This window comes from Brevibacterium sp. 'Marine' (assembly GCF_012844365.1).
Taxonomy (GTDB): domain Bacteria; phylum Actinomycetota; class Actinomycetes; order Actinomycetales; family Brevibacteriaceae; genus Brevibacterium.
Window position 1 is genome coordinate 3,769,346 of sequence record NZ_CP051626.1, and the last position, 15,045, is coordinate 3,784,390.

Annotated in this window: 16 protein-coding genes; 9 read left to right on the forward strand and 7 right to left on the reverse strand. The window is 66.2% G+C overall.

All coding sequences use genetic code 11. From position 1 onward, the window contains the following. Positions 1-207 precede the first annotated feature (207 nt). Together HF684_RS16905 and HF684_RS16910 are read left to right on the forward strand one after the other, a co-directional pair. On the forward strand, positions 208-579 hold the full coding sequence (locus tag HF684_RS16905) for a metalloregulator ArsR/SmtB family transcription factor (protein ID WP_169253420.1): 372 nt from the start codon (positions 208-210) through the stop codon (positions 577-579). Then, on the forward strand, positions 576-1,067 hold the full coding sequence (locus HF684_RS16910) for an SRPBCC domain-containing protein (protein WP_169253421.1): 492 nt from the start codon (positions 576-578) through the stop codon (positions 1,065-1,067). Before HF684_RS16905 ends, HF684_RS16910 begins: the two co-directional genes overlap by 4 nt. Here the strand turns inward: HF684_RS16910 and HF684_RS16915 are convergent. Continuing rightward, complete coding sequence (locus HF684_RS16915; protein ID WP_169253422.1) at positions 1,036-2,604, reverse strand: acyltransferase; 1,569 nt, start codon at positions 2,602-2,604, stop codon at positions 1,036-1,038. The genes HF684_RS16910 and HF684_RS16915 overlap by 32 nt on opposite strands. A 270-nt stretch (positions 2,605-2,874) precedes the next feature. On the opposite strand from HF684_RS16915, the gene HF684_RS16920 reads away from it, so the two are divergent. After that, a complete protein-coding gene (locus tag HF684_RS16920) occupies positions 2,875-3,906 on the forward strand; it encodes a nitronate monooxygenase (RefSeq protein WP_169253423.1) in 1,032 nt (343 codons plus the stop codon). A gap of 49 nt (positions 3,907-3,955) precedes the next feature. On the opposite strand, the gene HF684_RS16925 is transcribed toward HF684_RS16920, so the two are convergent. Continuing rightward, a complete protein-coding gene (locus HF684_RS16925; protein WP_169253424.1) occupies positions 3,956-4,687 on the reverse strand; it encodes a response regulator transcription factor in 732 nt (243 codons plus the stop codon). A gap of 168 nt (positions 4,688-4,855) precedes the next feature. On the opposite strand from HF684_RS16925, the gene HF684_RS16930 reads away from it, so the two are divergent. The 3 genes from HF684_RS16930 to HF684_RS16940 all read left to right on the forward strand — a co-directional run bounded on the left by HF684_RS16930 (position 4,856) and on the right by HF684_RS16940 (position 8,813). Then, the gene (locus tag HF684_RS16930; RefSeq protein WP_169253425.1) at positions 4,856-5,767 is read left to right on the forward strand and encodes a hypothetical protein; all 912 of its coding nucleotides are present in this window, start codon (positions 4,856-4,858) and stop codon (positions 5,765-5,767) included. Further along, positions 5,764-7,812 carry a sensor histidine kinase gene (locus HF684_RS16935; protein WP_169253426.1) on the forward strand — a complete coding sequence of 683 codons (2,049 nt, stop codon included), beginning with the start codon at positions 5,764-5,766 and terminating at the stop codon, positions 7,810-7,812. Before HF684_RS16930 ends, HF684_RS16935 begins: the two co-directional genes overlap by 4 nt. Before the next feature lie 176 nt (positions 7,813-7,988). After that, positions 7,989-8,813 (forward strand): hypothetical protein, encoded by an 825-nt coding sequence (locus tag HF684_RS16940; protein WP_169253427.1) that lies wholly within the window; start codon positions 7,989-7,991, stop codon positions 8,811-8,813. On the opposite strand, the gene HF684_RS16945 is transcribed toward HF684_RS16940, so the two are convergent. Both HF684_RS16945 and HF684_RS16950 read right to left on the reverse strand, forming a co-directional pair. Beyond that, positions 8,755-9,159, reverse strand: a complete 405-nt coding sequence (locus HF684_RS16945) for a hypothetical protein (RefSeq protein WP_169253428.1) — start codon at positions 9,157-9,159, stop codon at positions 8,755-8,757. The two genes, HF684_RS16940 and HF684_RS16945, sit on opposite strands and share 59 nt — an antisense overlap. Then, positions 9,156-10,169, reverse strand: coding sequence for a type II CAAX endopeptidase family protein (locus HF684_RS16950; RefSeq protein ID WP_169253429.1), 1,014 nt, complete (start codon positions 10,167-10,169; stop codon positions 9,156-9,158). Before HF684_RS16950 ends, HF684_RS16945 begins: the two co-directional genes overlap by 4 nt. Positions 10,170-10,350: 181 nt before the next feature. Here HF684_RS16950 and HF684_RS16955 point away from each other — a divergent pair, with 181 nt between their 5' ends. Further along, on the forward strand, positions 10,351-11,760 hold the full coding sequence (locus tag HF684_RS16955) for a histidine kinase (protein WP_169253430.1): 1,410 nt from the start codon (positions 10,351-10,353) through the stop codon (positions 11,758-11,760). Beyond that, complete coding sequence (locus HF684_RS16960; protein WP_169253431.1) at positions 11,757-12,389, forward strand: response regulator transcription factor; 633 nt, start codon at positions 11,757-11,759, stop codon at positions 12,387-12,389. Before HF684_RS16955 ends, HF684_RS16960 begins: the two co-directional genes overlap by 4 nt. Positions 12,390-12,403: 14 nt before the next feature. Here the strand turns inward: HF684_RS16960 and HF684_RS16965 are convergent, their stop codons facing one another. From HF684_RS16965 to HF684_RS16975, 3 genes are all read right to left on the reverse strand, one after another. Further along, complete coding sequence (locus HF684_RS16965; protein ID WP_169253432.1) at positions 12,404-13,165, reverse strand: 3-hydroxyacyl-CoA dehydrogenase; 762 nt, start codon at positions 13,163-13,165, stop codon at positions 12,404-12,406. Positions 13,166-13,379: 214 nt separating this feature from the next. Beyond that, entirely contained in the window at positions 13,380-13,958 is a 579-nt protein-coding gene (locus tag HF684_RS16970; RefSeq protein ID WP_169253433.1) for an NAD(P)H-dependent oxidoreductase, read from the reverse strand. An 8-nt stretch (positions 13,959-13,966) separates the two neighbouring features. Next, a complete protein-coding gene (locus HF684_RS16975) occupies positions 13,967-14,125 on the reverse strand; it encodes a hypothetical protein (protein WP_169253434.1) in 159 nt (52 codons plus the stop codon). Between the two features lie 208 nt (positions 14,126-14,333). On the opposite strand from HF684_RS16975, the gene HF684_RS16980 reads away from it, so the two are divergent. Then, entirely contained in the window at positions 14,334-14,993 is a 660-nt protein-coding gene (locus HF684_RS16980; RefSeq protein WP_025778909.1) for a TetR/AcrR family transcriptional regulator, read from the forward strand. The last annotated feature ends 52 nt before the right edge of the window (positions 14,994-15,045 follow it).

Below are 15,045 nucleotides of genomic sequence, written 5' to 3' on the forward strand. Positions count from 1 at the left end.
GTGCGGACAGCGCCCAGGTCTGCGAATTCTTGAAAGCAATCATCATGCCCTCTGCTGAAGTGATGTCGTGGACTGTTGACGATCAACACCGTATCAGTAGACCTGATTGCTCAACAATAGTTGAGCATGATCGTCGTCATCATTCGTCACAGAACTTTCAGCCGCCCCTCTTCCCAGCCGATTCCTCGGGGTGTAATACTTATCCATATGGCTAAGTATCAACTTCAGTCCGACGAGCTCGACGCGATGTTTGCGGCGCTGGCGGATCCCACTCGCCGCAGCGTGATCGCGCGTCTCGGGCGGGGACCGGCCAGCGTCGGAGAGCTTGCCGAGCCGTTGTCGATCTCGCTGCCGTCGTTCATGAAACATGTGCGCAGCCTCGAATCGTGCGGCCTCATCCGGACTAAGAAGTCCGGCCGAGTTCGCACCTGTGCGCTCAACCAGGATCGGCTCCATCTGCTCTCTGGTTGGCTGGAGGAGCAGCGGAGGATCCGGGAGGAGAGCACCGATCGGCTCGAACAGTTCGTCACCACGGGTTCCGTCGACTCCGACGGCCCCACTGCCAAGGAGGAATCATGACCACCCATCTCTCTCGCACCCGGAATCAGAATCCAGACCTCGACCTCAGCATCCAACGGACTATCCGCGCCCCGAAGCAGGCGATTTGGGATGCCTGGACCACGCCGGATCAGTTGGCCAAGTGGTGGATCCCGGCGCCGCTGAGTCTGCGCGTGGATTCTCTCGAGCTCACTCCGGGCGGTGCCTTCGTCACCCGGATGAGCGAGGACGCCACAGAGTGGCACCCGCATGTCGATGCGGTGTTCCTCGTCATCGAAGAGGGCAGCCGCCTCGTGTTCACGAATGCGGTCAGCAGCTCCTGGCATCCGGCCCTGCCCGATCCGGTTGCGATGACCACGGAGATCATCCTCGGCGACCATCCCGACGGCACCGACTACCGAGCCGTCGTGCGGCACGGCAGCCCGGAGCAGCGGGTCCGGCATGAGGAGCTCGGGTTCTTCGACGGGTGGGGCGCCGTCACCGACCAGTTGGCTGCCTCGGTGGAGTGAGCCCGGCCGACAGGATGAGTGAACCGATCAGCAGGCCGGCCGCCGCGACCGTCCAGATCAACGGGGCGATGCCGACGAGCAGCGCCATGGCGATGCCGGTTGCGGCTGTACCGACTGCGATGGCGGCCCGCAGCCGCGGACGGCCGAGAGCCGGAGCGTCGTCGCCGGCTCCTGCACCGGAAGCGGCCGCTTCGCGCCCACGCATCTCACGGGCGAGCTCGACGATCGTTCGCCCGACCGAGGCAAGCCGCTGTTCCGACGGAAACGGAATCCGTTCGACAGCCGTGGCCACCAGACCGGACAGCACCATCACGACAATCAGCCAGGGCAGACGCGTGGCCCACCACCACGACGATCCGATCTCCGGGAGGACGAGCCCGGACGCTTCGGGCACGAGGGACACCGCCTGAGCGAGCACACCCAGCCCGCCGATGAGGACGATGACGATGCTCATATGCCAGAGATAGACGTGCATGCCGTACCGATTGCCCCAGGTGATGACTCGGCCCCAGATCTGCGCGCGGAGCATCCGAGGCTCGAGAGCCGCCTCGGTGGTGGAGCCGTACATGTCCGCGTCCGCGGCGTTGAGCATTCGGCCCAGCCGAGCGTGGACGAGGCGCAGCACACACATCTGCACCACTCCGAGCAGGACGAGGGCACCGGTCGGCGGATTGAGGTTGACGAGCATATTGGGGCTGTACACACCGGCGGCGACGAACCCGACCAGGGTCAGCAACGCGGCCACCAGGACGAAGCAGGTGATGGGCCTGCGCACGGGACGATCGCGCGCATCGGCGAAGAAGAACCCGAGCTGTTGGATCAGCGGCCACACAAGCAGGAAGTTCAGGCAGCCGAGCCCGGTCACACCCGAGACTGCGACCAGACCGTCGACGACGATGACGGCTCCGGCGAGGATTGCCAGGGACCGCCTCGGCGCGGTTTCGTGGAAATGCACGGCAACCGGCACGAGAGCGGTGAGACCGACGTAGACGGCGAGGAACCACAGCGGTTGGCCGATGCGCAGGCTGGCTTCGGCGAGGAGGTCGGGCGCGACGCCGAGTTCACCGGCCGCTGACAGCCCGAGGCCTGCGAGGCCGATGAGCACAGTCACAGGCACGACGAGCCGGCGCAGGCGGGCACGCAGATAGTCGGTCCACGAGCCGCCGGTTGCGCGAATGCGGCGCCAGCCGGTGATGCCGGCATACCCGCCGATGATGAAGAACAGCGGCATGACCTGGAAGAACCAGGATGCGGCGGCGAATCCGGCGGTCGTCGACAGCGCGACCGTCGGCTCCACGGTGCCGTCGGGTCCGAGCACGGCCGCGCTCATCATCGAATGGAAGATGACCACGACGACGAGGCAGCCGAAGCGCAGAAGGTCGATAACCCGGTCACGGCGGGGTTTGGCCGGTGACTGGTCGGACTCGGCCTGGCTGTGCGGCGACGCGGGCGTTGCGGTCGGGGTGGGCCCGGCAGCGAGCCGCGTCTTCTCATGGCGATCATCGGACGGCAGCGGGTCGGTGAGTGCCAGTGTCATGGTGGTTCCCTTTCCGGGTCGTTCAGTGCCGATCACAGGTGATCGGGGGCGATGACACCGAAGTTGGGAACCGCGTCGGCCTTTCCACATCACGCCGGAGAGCCCACCTCTCCCCCGCCGACCGATACTTCCGAGGGATACCGTCGACCGACCACCTCATACTCACCTCGCCTGATCGTGTGAGAATGGCGATGAGCACGCCCGACCACGCGGCCGCCTCGCTCGGAATCAGACACCGAGTCAGGTGCCGGCCGATACAAGGAGAGAACCGTGACGATCGCCTTCGCGAAGACCCCGCTGCCCATCATCGGCGCCCCCATGGCCGGTGGGACGACGACGCCCGAACTTACCGAAGCCGTCGCCCGGGCCGGCGGATTCCCCTTCGTCGCCGGCGGCTACCTCACCGTCGAGGCTCTCGCTCCGCTCATCACACGGATGCGGGAGACGACCTCGAACTTCGGCGTCAACCTCTTCGCCCCGAATCCCGTTCCCGTCGATCACGAGGCCTTCGCCGACTTCGCCCGTGCGCTCGAACCGGCCGCAGCCGCCCGCGGGATCACGCTCGATGCCGAACCGGTCGAGGATGATGACCACTTCGACGACAAGCTCGATTGGCTCACCGAGCACCCCGTTCCCCTGGTCTCGTTCACGTTCAATCTGCCCACTGCCGAGGCGGTCGACCGCCTCCACGCCGTCGGCACTCAGGTCGTCGCCACCGTGACCTCGGTTCCCGAGGCGCGTGCGGCCGCCGAAGTCGGCGTCGACGCGCTCATCGTCCAGGGCCCGCGTGCCGGTGGGCATTCGGGCACCGCCGATCCGACGCGTGAGATCGAAGATCGCGCGACAGTCGATCTCGTCCGTGACATCCTCGCCGAGGTGGACCTGCCCGTGGCGGCGGGAGGCGGAGTCGACGGTGAGGCCATGGTCGGCGACCTCCTCGGCGCGGGGGCGAGCGCCGTCGTCGTGGGCACCCTGCTGCTGCGCTCCGACGAGGCGGGAACAGCTCCGACGCATCGGGCCGCTCTCGCCGCCGACGAGTTCACAGAGACCCAGCTGACCAGGGCATTCACCGGACGGCCAGCGCGTGCGCTGGTCAATGACTTCGTGCGGACATTCGACCCGATCGCCGTCGACGCCTACCCTGCGGTACACCATCTGACCAAGGAGTTCAGGGCCGCGGCGAAGAAGGCCGATGACCCGCACGGTCTGCACCTGTGGGCCGGAACCGGCTACCGCAGCGCCCAGGACGGATCGGCGGAGACCATCGTCAAGGACCTCGGCGCTCGCTTCGCCCGCGAGTAGTCGGAAGGCGGGCGGGCAACGCCCGCGCAACCGTCACTGACCGCGCCCCTCAGCTCCCGGCGACGACCAGCCCGGACTCGTACGCGGCGACGACGATCTGGGTGCGGTCGCGCAGTCCCAGCTTCGACAGGATCCTCGAGACGTGGGTCTTCACGGTCTGTTCGGCGAGGTAGAGCTGTTCGGCCACCTCGGCGTTGGCGTGGCCCTTCGCCACCAGGGTCATCACGTCGATCTCCCGGTCGGTGAGCTGACCGAGCACCGCGGTGTCCTTCGCGACGGTGGGACCGGCGACGTATTCGGCGATGAGGCGTCGGGTGACCGACGGCGCGAGCAGCGATTCCCCGCCGGCGACGACCCGGACCGCGGTGATCATGTCTTCGGCGGTGGCGTCCTTGAGGAGGAATCCGCTGGCCCCGGCCCGCAGTGCCGAGAACACGTATTCGTCGGCGTCGAACGTGGTGAGCATGATGACCCGTGGGTGGTTCCCGGGCATGCTGAAGATCGCTCGGGTGGCGTCGAGCCCGTTGAGCGTCGGCATCCGGATGTCCATGAGGATGACATCGGGACTGGTGCGGCGGACGAGGTCGACGACGGCGGATCCGTCATCGGCGCTGCCGACGACCTGCATGTCCGACTGCGCGTCGAGCAGCGCCCCGAACCCCTGCCGCACCATCGCCTGATCGTCGACGATGGCGACCCTGATCGTCGTCTCCGACGGAGGCGGCACACTCGCCGAGGCGGATCCCGCGTTCCCGCCACCCGTCCTTTCTGCTTCCGGCATAGCTCCACGCTACCCGACGTTCACGGTCGGTAACCCTGAAGAACCCCGAGAACATGCCGCCGATGTCCCCTGATCCGCGATATTCACCCGCAAGTATCACCTCGGGGGACAGAGGTTCACCCGCTCGTATGATGTGCTCGAACCGACCGCCTCCTTAGCGTGACGGTCATGATCATCACCGCCGTCATCCTCGCCACCGCAGCAGCGTTCTGCCTGGCCGTGGGAACCCACTTCCAGCAGCATGCCGTGGCCGCCATGGCTGCGGGCCTGCGCCGTCGCGCCACCTGGGCAACCGGGCTCGGACTGATGGGGCTGGTCACGGTGCTCAACGTCGCAGCCCTCGGGCTCGGTCCGGTCGCCATCGTCCAGCCCATCGGTGCGGTCTCTCTCGTCTTCGCCGTCCTCATCGGCCGGCGGTACTTCGGGCTCCGCCTCGGTGCTCCGCTGCTCGTCAGCATCGCGGTCACGCTCGTCGGGATCGTCTCCTTCGTGGCCACCTCGGCGAGGTTCGCCCACGACATCTCCGTGGATGCGCAGTCGGTGACGTGGCTGCTCGCCGTGCTCATCGCCCTCACCGTCTTCGCGGGGCTGTTCTCGTTCAGCTCCGCCGGCCACATTCCTCGGGTCATCATGACCGGGATCGTCTTCGGTACGGTCGCCGCGGCCACGCACGTCCTCGCCCGGTCGGTCGTCATGTCGGGACTGCCCGGACTCGATATGTTCGGTCTGCGCTGGTGGGCGCTGCTGGCCGCGGTCGGACTCGCCTCGGCGGCGGGCTTCTGGCTCGTCCAGACCGCGTACGCCTGCGGCCCCGCCGAAACGGTGCTGGCCGGCCTCACCGTCATCGACCCGATCGTCGCCGTCATCATCGGTGCCGCATTCTTCGGCGAATATACGGGTCTGACGCCGACTGCCACCTTCGGTCTGCTCGCCTCCGCAGTCGTCGGCATCGGCGGAGTGTGGATGCTCTCGCGCTTCCACCCGAAGGTCCTCGAATCCCACACCGCCGCCCGCACTGACACTGCGGTCGGCACCGCGCAGACGGCCCCGCACACAGCACAGGAAGGAATCACGCTGTGAACCACTCCCCCGATCTCACTTCCCCCGCACCCGCCGACACGTACGCTGGAGACGTGCCCCGCCCAGCAGAGCCTCCGCAGATCGGCCCGAACACCCAGGCGGCCGCCGACTCTCCGGCCGCGACCGCACCGCGTTCGTGGTGGGCCAGGCTGTGGCGCAATCTCGGCCGTGATGCCGGCCTCGTCGCCCCGAGCCTGGTCATCTCCGTCATCGCCGCACCCGTCCTCGTCGTCCTGTTCTCGGTCTCGATCGCCACGGTCATCGTCTGGGTCGGCGTGCTCCTCCTGCCGCTGACGCTCACCGTCGCCCGCGCATTCGGCAACCTCTCTCGGGCCCGTGCCCGTGCGTGGGGCGCGCCCATCACCGAGGCGGCTCCCCGTCCCCGTGGACGCGGACTCCGCTGGTGGCTGGCTCCGCTGTCCGATGCCCGCGCCTGGTTGGATCTGCTCTTCGAAGCCGTGTTCGCCCTGCCGATCCGGCTGTTCACGTTCTCCGTCTCCCTTGCCTGGTTCGCAGGCGGCCTGGGCGGGGCCACGTTCTTCTTCTGGGGCAGGTTCCTGCCCGAAGACGGCGGGGACACTGTCGACTGGGTCGTCGCGTGGGTGACGAACTCGCCGGTGACTGACCTCGGGTTCTCCGCCGAGGCGACGTTCCAATTCGTCACGGGCATCGTCCTGCTGCTGACGTTCCCCTTTGTCCTCCACGCTCTGGCGCTGCTCGAGATCGTTTCGATCCGCGCTGCCCTGTCGACCGATGGTGCAGCTTCCGCGATACAGCCGGCGCGGCCGGCCGAGGCCCCGGGCTCACACCTGTCCGTCTCGGCTCAGTCAACCCACCCGGAGCAGCCGACTCGTCCGGCGCAGTCATCAGCACTGTCGACCCTCGCCGAGGGTCAGGGGTGGTTCTGGCTCATCGCAGCATTCGTCGGGATCGTGCTCGTCGCGGTCGCCTGGCCGGTGACCACCGTCCTCTACGGTGTCCCGACGGTCTTCGCGATGATTCTTGCCTTCAGCCTCAGTGCCGCGCTCCTGCTGGCCGTGCGCTGGCCGATCCCGGCGATCGGCCTCGGCCTCGTCGCTCAGCTGGCAGGCATTCTGCTCACTTCGGACGTTTCGGGAGCAGTCCGACCGTTCACGGTCACCTCGCTGCTGGCTCTCGTTTTCCTCCACCTCATCATCGGTCTGCGTCACCGCTGGATTCACCTCGTCGCACTGTGGTCGGGCAGTGCGCTCATCGGTGTGCTCGCCCTGGTCCTGCCGCATGCCGGCGAACTGCCCGGGGCCCTGTCGAACGTCATCACCACCGCAGCCGTCGCCGCCGGTGCCGGGATCATCGGCATCATCGGCAACCTGCTCGTCAGAGGTCGCAGACAGCTCGAATCCGAACGCGAACTCAGCGCCGCGGAGCTGGCGAAGCGACAGGAGCTCGAAGAGCGCAACCGGATCGCTCAGGAACTCCACGATGTCGTCGCGCACAGCATGTCGGTCATCAGCGTGCAGGCAACCACCGCGAAGTACCGACTGCCCGGACTCGATGAGCGCAGCCTCGGCGAATTCGACTCGATGGCCTCATCGGCCAGGCAGGCACTGACGGAGATGCGCGGACTGCTCTCGATCCTGCGCGGTGGCCGGGATGCCGACTTGGCACCGCAGCCGACCATCGACGACATTCCCGCTCTCGTCGATGTCACGCGCGGCTCCGGTGCAATCGTCGATCTCGACTTCCCCACCGAGCCTATGTCGCTGCCGCCGACGACGAGCCTCACGGCGTTCCGCGTGGTTCAGGAGAGTCTGTCGAATGCGCTGCGGCATGCTGCCGGCGCCCCCATGGCGGTCACCGTCACGGCCATCGGCTCCCGGCTCGAGATCTCCGTGCTCAACGGGGAACCCGACGGCGGGTCGGATGCGGGTGGGCACAGCCACCTCGGCGGAGGTTTCGGCATCAAGGGAATGCGCGAACGTGTCGAAGCCTTGGGCGGGAGCCTGCAGGTGGGGCCGACGAATGCCGGCGGGTTCGAGGTCGCGGCGTCGCTGCCAATGGAGTGAGCGCGAACGGATTGATGACATAATTGATCAAGGCATCCTGTTTCTCAGAATCCCCCTCGAAAGGGCAGGCCACCTTGACACAGCCATCCCCGTCCGAACACTCGGCCTCTCCGGCTCCGCAAAAGCAGTCGCAGTTCGTCCGGGATCTCCGGCGTACGATTGCCATCATCATCGTCGTGGCGTTCAGCCTAGCTGCGGCCGGCGGAATCAGCGTCCTCCTCGGCGACGTCGAGTCCGAAGCGACGTTCCAGGTCATCGGGACGACGGCAGTGACCGGCATCTGCAGCGTCGCCGCCTTCTGTGGAGCGACGCTCATTGGTCGACGAGTCCAATGGTTTGGCAGCGTCACGATTCTGCTGGCATTCGTCACCCTGCTGCTGAGCGTCGTGTTCCTGTGGGGCGATCCATATTCGTGGGGTGGCCATGCCCCCGGCTCCACCGGCATGACTCTTGGCGACATCTTCTACCAGGTGCTGTCCTCATTCGCCCTCGTCACCGGTGTCGCCTCGATTTTCTCGCTCATACTGCTCTTGACGTCCCGGACTTGGTTGGTGCGGATCGGGTTGCCGATCACGCTCGGCTTGCTTGGCCTCGGCACATGCCTCGTGCTCGTCACGATCTGGGTGGAATCGGCGTGGGGACTAGAGTGGCTGACCCGCGTCAACGGGATCGTGTGGATTCTCGCCGCGCTCGGTGTCGTCATCGTGCCGCTTACCTCGCTGCTGCTCAGGGCCGGGACGAAGCCGACGGAGACGACGCCGGCAACGACAGTCACGAAGACTGACGCTCATGCTGGAATGTCGGTAGGATCGACGCAGCATGGTTCGGCACAACCTCATACGACTCAGCATGGTTCAACTCAGCCGTCGTCGACTCTGTCTCCGACGACGCTCGATCGCATCGACGCCGCCGCTCGCGCCGAGGGCATCACGGCAGACGAGCTCATCGATCGGCTTCTGACCGCGGAGCCTCGAACCCCTTCGGCAGACGAGAGTCGATGAAACCTGCGACGAAGGTGCCGATGACGAGCAGGACGAGGAGCGCGATCATGCCGGCGAAGTTCGACAACACGGGGTTCGTGAAGTCGAACAGTCCCGGCCAGATGGCGTAGACGACCACACAGCACACGCCCACGAATCCGAACACGTTGAGCGTCGCCCGGCCCGTGGACCGTGCGCGCTTCTCGCTGTGCTTTGAGGCTTTCTCTTCGGGGGTGCCGAACGCGTCCTCGGGTGTCGTCCCTGCCGCCTCCGCCGCGTCTTTGACCTCGTGGAGGACGGTGAGGACCTGGTCTTCTTCACACCCGCGCCGGCGCAGGTTCTGGGCGAGCTCGCTGTAGTAGCTCATGACAGGTTCGCTTTCGTTTCGGTGTCCGCATTCACGTCGCTGTCCACCGCGGTTTCCTCGTTCTCTGGGCCGTCCCCGCTGGGACGGAGCATTTCACGGCTCGAAGGGCCGCCTCGGCGAAAGGACGATCCTCTTCGGCGGCGATGATCGAGGACGACGATGATGCCGAAGACGATCGGAGCCGCGATCGACACGACGACCTCGACTGTGGGGGCGCTCGTCGCATTGAGGTCGGCACCGGCGAGCACACCCAGACCGAACGCGAAGACGTTGTTGACGATGTGGAAGGCGATTCCCGCCTCGAGACCGCCGGTGATGATGGTCAGGGTGCCGACGATGACGGCGAAGATCCCGACGTCGATGAGTCCCGGCAGGTCGTAGACGTGTCCGACGACGAAGATCGGCACGGGGATGAGCACGGCCCATGCGGGGTGACGCAGCCACGAGCCGATGATGTTCATGGCCAGGCCGCGGAAGACGACCTCCTCGGCCGTCGCCTGGAACGGAACAAGGAGGATGATGGCGACGAGCATGGCGAACACTTGGCTGTTCCACACGATTCCCGAGGTCAGGTCGCCCATCGCTCCGTCGGAGAAGGTGACCATGACGATCGCGCAGACCACCCATACGGCCGCGCCGACCAGCAGATACCGGCCGAGCCGCCCCCATCGCATGCCGCCGCGAAGCGAGATCATCGAGGAGAACGAGCGCCGGTAGATGCATAGGGTCGCCAGCTCGGTGGCCGGCCACATGAGGATGACGCTGATGAGTCCGAAGAGGACGCCGGTGGTCGTGTTCATGTCGATGAGCTGGCCCGACCATGCGTTGAAGTCACCGTCGGCGCCGAGGGCGAACAGTGCCCAGACGAAGAAGCCGACGAACAGGACAACGATGGCGATGAGGTAGAACACGAGGGTCAGGAGCGCCACGAGGATCGGTTTGAACCACCTGTTGTCCGGCAGCGCGGCGAACTGACGATGATAGTGCGGGGTGTGGGGTTGATTTCTCATGTCTCCACCCTTTCGAAACCGGCGGCCGCCCACCATCGGTCAAGGGCATGATTCCTGTCATTCGATCGGGTGAATGCGCACGTCAGATGGCCGTCGGCCGGATGCCTGCGACTGCGAGTCCGCACCGATTTCATCCTTTTGGGCGACAGACCATCCGCCGTCTCACCGGTAGGCTCGAAGGGTGACACCTCGCCCCGCCCGCCGCCCGCTCGCGCATGCCCTCCTCTGGACCGGCATCTCCGCGATCGTCGGCGTGCTCATCCTCTTCATCGTCATCGGGCAGCAATGGCCGGATCCTGATTCCACCGCGGCTGAGACGGACGCGCTCAGTGCCGAGATCTTCGTCCACATCGTATTCGGGCTCGTTTCCTTCGTCTGTCTGCCCATCGTGCTCCTCTTCGACGGACGCCGGATTCCGCGCCAACAGCTGCGTCCGAAGGTCCTTGCCTCGGAGAAGCTGCGCGAGTTCCTCACCGTCACCGGACACGGCGGTGATGAGTTCCTCGCAGCCGACGGATCCGTCGAATCCCTTCAACGACGTCCGGGAGGCTGGATTCCCGTCACCGTCGGGATCATCGGCATCCTCCTGGGCACGGTCAGCATCCTCGGCGCCTTCGCCGCTTCGATTATGCTCATCTCACTGTCGGCCCGGCGCAGCTGGGCTCTCGACTTCGTCGCACTCGCCGCCACACTGGCAGCCTTCTCAGCGACCTATGTGCTCACTCCGCAGGCAGCGGGAGCCTTCGATCTTCCAGTGTTCGTCTTCGGCGGCACGATGTACGCCGTCATCGTCATCGTCGGCGTCATCCGCGGTGCCCGCGAGCAGGGCTTCATCGACTCCGCCGCGCAGACTCTGCTGCGCGAACGCTCCCGGCAGGACCGCGCCATCGCCGAGGTGCGACGCGGCATCGCCCGCGATATGCACGATTCCCTGTCCCACCATCTCTCCGTCATCGCGATGTACTCCGGTGCCCTGTCCGTGCGGCAGGACCTCGACCCCGACGAGGTCCGCGAAAGCGCCCGCCTCATCGCCGATGCTGCCCGTCGCTCCGGAGTCGAATTGCGTGAGGTGCTCACGATGCTGCGCAGTGATGACCAGGGCACGGTCATCGACCCCGACATCGACCGCCTCGTCGCGGCCAGGGGCGACACCGCCGAACTGCGCTACCTCGAACCGGTGACCGCCGAGGCCCTCCACCGGTGTGGGGCGCTCGAGCAGACGACGATCTACCGCTTCGTCCAGGAGGCGATCACGAACGCGGTGAAGCACGCACCAGGCCAGACGGTGACGATCAAGGTCGGCTTCGATGAGGCCGACGGTCACCTCGTGCTCGTCGCCAGCAATCCGCACACAGGTCTGGCCCCGGCCTTCCGCGCGGGAGCGCAGCAGCTCGTCTCCGGATCCGGGTTGGGACTGCTCGGCCTGCGGGAGAGAATGGAGGCCATGGGCGGCGATCTCACCGTGACGACCACCCCGGAGTTCACCCTCCGCGCCCGCATCCCCGTCGATGTCGACATCGTCACCGACGGCGACGCTCTGGGTATGACCGAATCGACCGATTCCCCCGACGAGCAGGAGACGCAGCCATGAGCATTCGGGTTCTCATCGCCGACGACGAATCGCTCATGCGCTCGGGCCTCAGGCTCCTCCTCGGCGCGGCGACCGATATCGACGTCATCGCCGAGGCGGTCGACGGTGTCGAAGCCATCGACCTCGCCCGTCGGCTGAGTCCCGACCTCGTGCTCATGGACATCCGGATGCCCCGCCTCGACGGCCTCGAGGCCGCACAGACACTGCTGTCCGAGCCCGAACATCCGCAGGTGCTCATGCTCACGGCCTTCGGGACCGACGATTTCATCCACCGCGCCCTGCAGTCCGGGGCGGCAGGCTACATCCTCAAGGACACCCCGCCGGATGAGCTCATCAACGCCGTTCGCGCGGCCGCCGACGGCACCCGCACCCTGTCGGCGACCGCCTTGGCCACGTTGATGTCGTCCCGTCCGGCCGCCTCGGCGCCGGATCAGGATCCGCTGGCAAATCTGTCGACCAGGGAACGGGAGATCGCCGAGGCGGTCGCTCAGGGTATGACGAACGCGCAGGTGGCGCGGTCGCTGTTCGTCTCGACGGCGACGGTGAAGACCCACCTGGCCCGGATATTCGACAAGCTCGAGGTGACCTCGCGGGTGCAGCTGGCGCTGCTCGTCAACGCCCGCCGCTGAGCCTCCCTAGTCGATCATTTCGGGGCCATGCGGATGGCGCCGTCGAGGCGGATCGTCTCCCCGTTGAGCATCGGGTTGGCGACGATCGATTCGACGAGCTGGGCGTACTCGGCGGGCTTGCCCAGGCGGGCCGGGTGCGGCACGGACTTGCCGAGGGATTCCTGCGCCTCGGCGGGCAGACCGGCCATCATCGGGGTCTCGAAGATGCCGGGGGCGATGGTGACGACGCGGATGAGGGAGGCGGCGAGCTCGCGGGCCATCGGCAGGGTCACCGCGGCCACGGCTCCCTTGGACGCCGAGTAGGCGATCTGGCCGATCTGGCCGTCGAAGGCCGCCACCGATGCGGTGTTGATGATGACTCCACGCTCTTCGCCTTGCGCTTCCTGGTTCTGCATGGCTGCGGCGGCGAGGCGGCAGACGTTGACCGTGCCGACGATGTTGATGTTCAGCACCTTCTGGAATGCCTCGAGCGGCAGCGGGCCCTTGCGGGAGACGAGCTTGCCGGGAGTCGCGACGCCCGCGCAGTTGACGACGACACGCAGGGCGCCTAGCCCGGTGGCGGTGTCGACGGCGGCCTGAACCTGTTCCTCGTTCGTCACGTCGGCGGTGACGAAGTGGGCGGAATCGCCGAGTTCGGCGGCGACCTGCTGCCCCACCTCGGCGTTGAGGTCGACCATGACGACCTGGGCTCCGGCAGCCAGGAGGCGTTCGGTGGTGGCACGGCCGAGACCGGAGGCTCCGCCGGTGACGAGGGCGACAGTATTCGTGAGATCCATGAGTGTCCTTTGCATCGCAGAGTGAACGATTGATCACTGCGACTCTAACGCAAGTGTGGGGACGGTCACTGTGCACGGTCGGGTGGGGCCGCCTCGGCGAGGGATTTCTTTGACGTCGGCGCCGGTCGCTGCGGGGACGGCGCCGGTCGCTGCGGGGACGACAAGGCCCGCCGGTCGGGTGACCGGCGGGCCTGTCGAAGCTGTGTGGACAGACTCAGGCGGCCTGCTCCTCGGCGCCGGATTCGCGCACGGACTTCAGGGCCTCACCCCAGGCGACGATGTCGTCGACCATGGAGGAGAACGGGGCGGCCGAGACCTCGGTCGGGGCGAACGTGCCGTCGGCGACGTCGGTGAAGATCGAGAACGACCCCTGGTCGCGGACGACGGCGAGCTTATAGTTCGCGAGGATGTGGCGCAGGTGCTCAGCGGCGCGCACTCCCTTGTCCGCGCCGTAGTTCACGATGCCGGCGACCTTGTGGTTGAACTCGGTGGCAACGAAGTCGAGGGCGTTCTTCAGCGAGCCGGAGATCGAGTGGTTGTACTCGGGGGTGACGAAGATGAAGGCGTCGAACTCTTCGAGCTTCGCGCCCCAAGCCTTCGTGTGGTCGTTGGCGTACATCTTCGCACCGGCGGGGATCACCTCGTCGAGGAGAGGCAGGTCGAAGCTGCCGAAGTCGACGACCTCGGCGCGGACGTCATCATTGGAAGCCAGCTGCTGCTCGACCCAGGTCACGATCTGCGGGTTGAGCGCCTGCGGGCGGGAAGTTCCGGGAATGATGGCAATGTTGAGCATATGCGTCCTCAAATCGTTGAGCGGTGTCCACCGGCCGGGCGGCCGTGGCGGTCGAGTTCACGGGTGGAGCCTGCGACCTCGGCGAACCGGATCGCGTGCAGCTCCACCGTCACCAACATTGTTGAACGCTCAATCATTCCCGGATCGAAAGTGACGATGGTCACCATTCCCGACAACGGTCAGATAAGGTTCCGGTCACTGGTCGGATCGGACACCGAGCTCAGGTCGGATCGGGTTCCGGGAACGGTGATACCGTAATTCCCCGTGAAATCGGGCCCGAACGGGGTGGCTGTCGTGTAAGGTCGTTGGGCAAGTGAAAGACTGTTCGTTAAAAAGTCGGCTTCGACGGAAAACTAGGCAAGGAGTCCGGTCATCGTGCGCTCAACCAACGGCCGTAACAATATTCTCCGCTCGGCCAGGGACACCTTCGCGGACAAAGGATTCGACGGCGCGTCCATCCGCGACATCGCGCAGACAGCAGGTCTGAGCCTCTCTGCGCTCTACTACTACTTCCCGTCCAAACAGGAAGCGCTCTACGAACTCGTCCACACAGCGTATACCTGGTACGTCGAACACTGCCGGGCGGTCATCAACGACGTCGATGACGATCCTGTCGACCAGCTGGCCGTGGCGGTGCGCTACCTCGCCCGCTACCGAATGGAGAACGTCTCGGTCTCCACCGTGCTGCTGCGCGATACCGAACGGCTCACCGGCGACAACGCCATCCGCGTCAAGGGTCTCCAGCGAGAGGCTCGCGAGATCATGGGCGATATCGTCCAGTCAGGCATCGACGCAGGAACGTTCCGTGTCAGCAGTGCGGCTCTGGCCACTCGCGCCATCCACTCGATCTGCAACTCGCTCTCGCTGTGGTACCGGCCGACGGGCGACCTGACTCCCGACATGATCGAGCGCGACTTCACTCAGTACTCGATGCGCATCCTCGGAATCGACCCCGACGAGGCCGAACTCGACCGCCTGCTGGCCCTGCCGGTCAACCAGGCCGGAATGCTCGATTTCATCGCCGACACCAACTGATCCCCTTACTACCTGACGGCGGCGCAGCAACCTGGCGCGAGGTTGCTGGGCC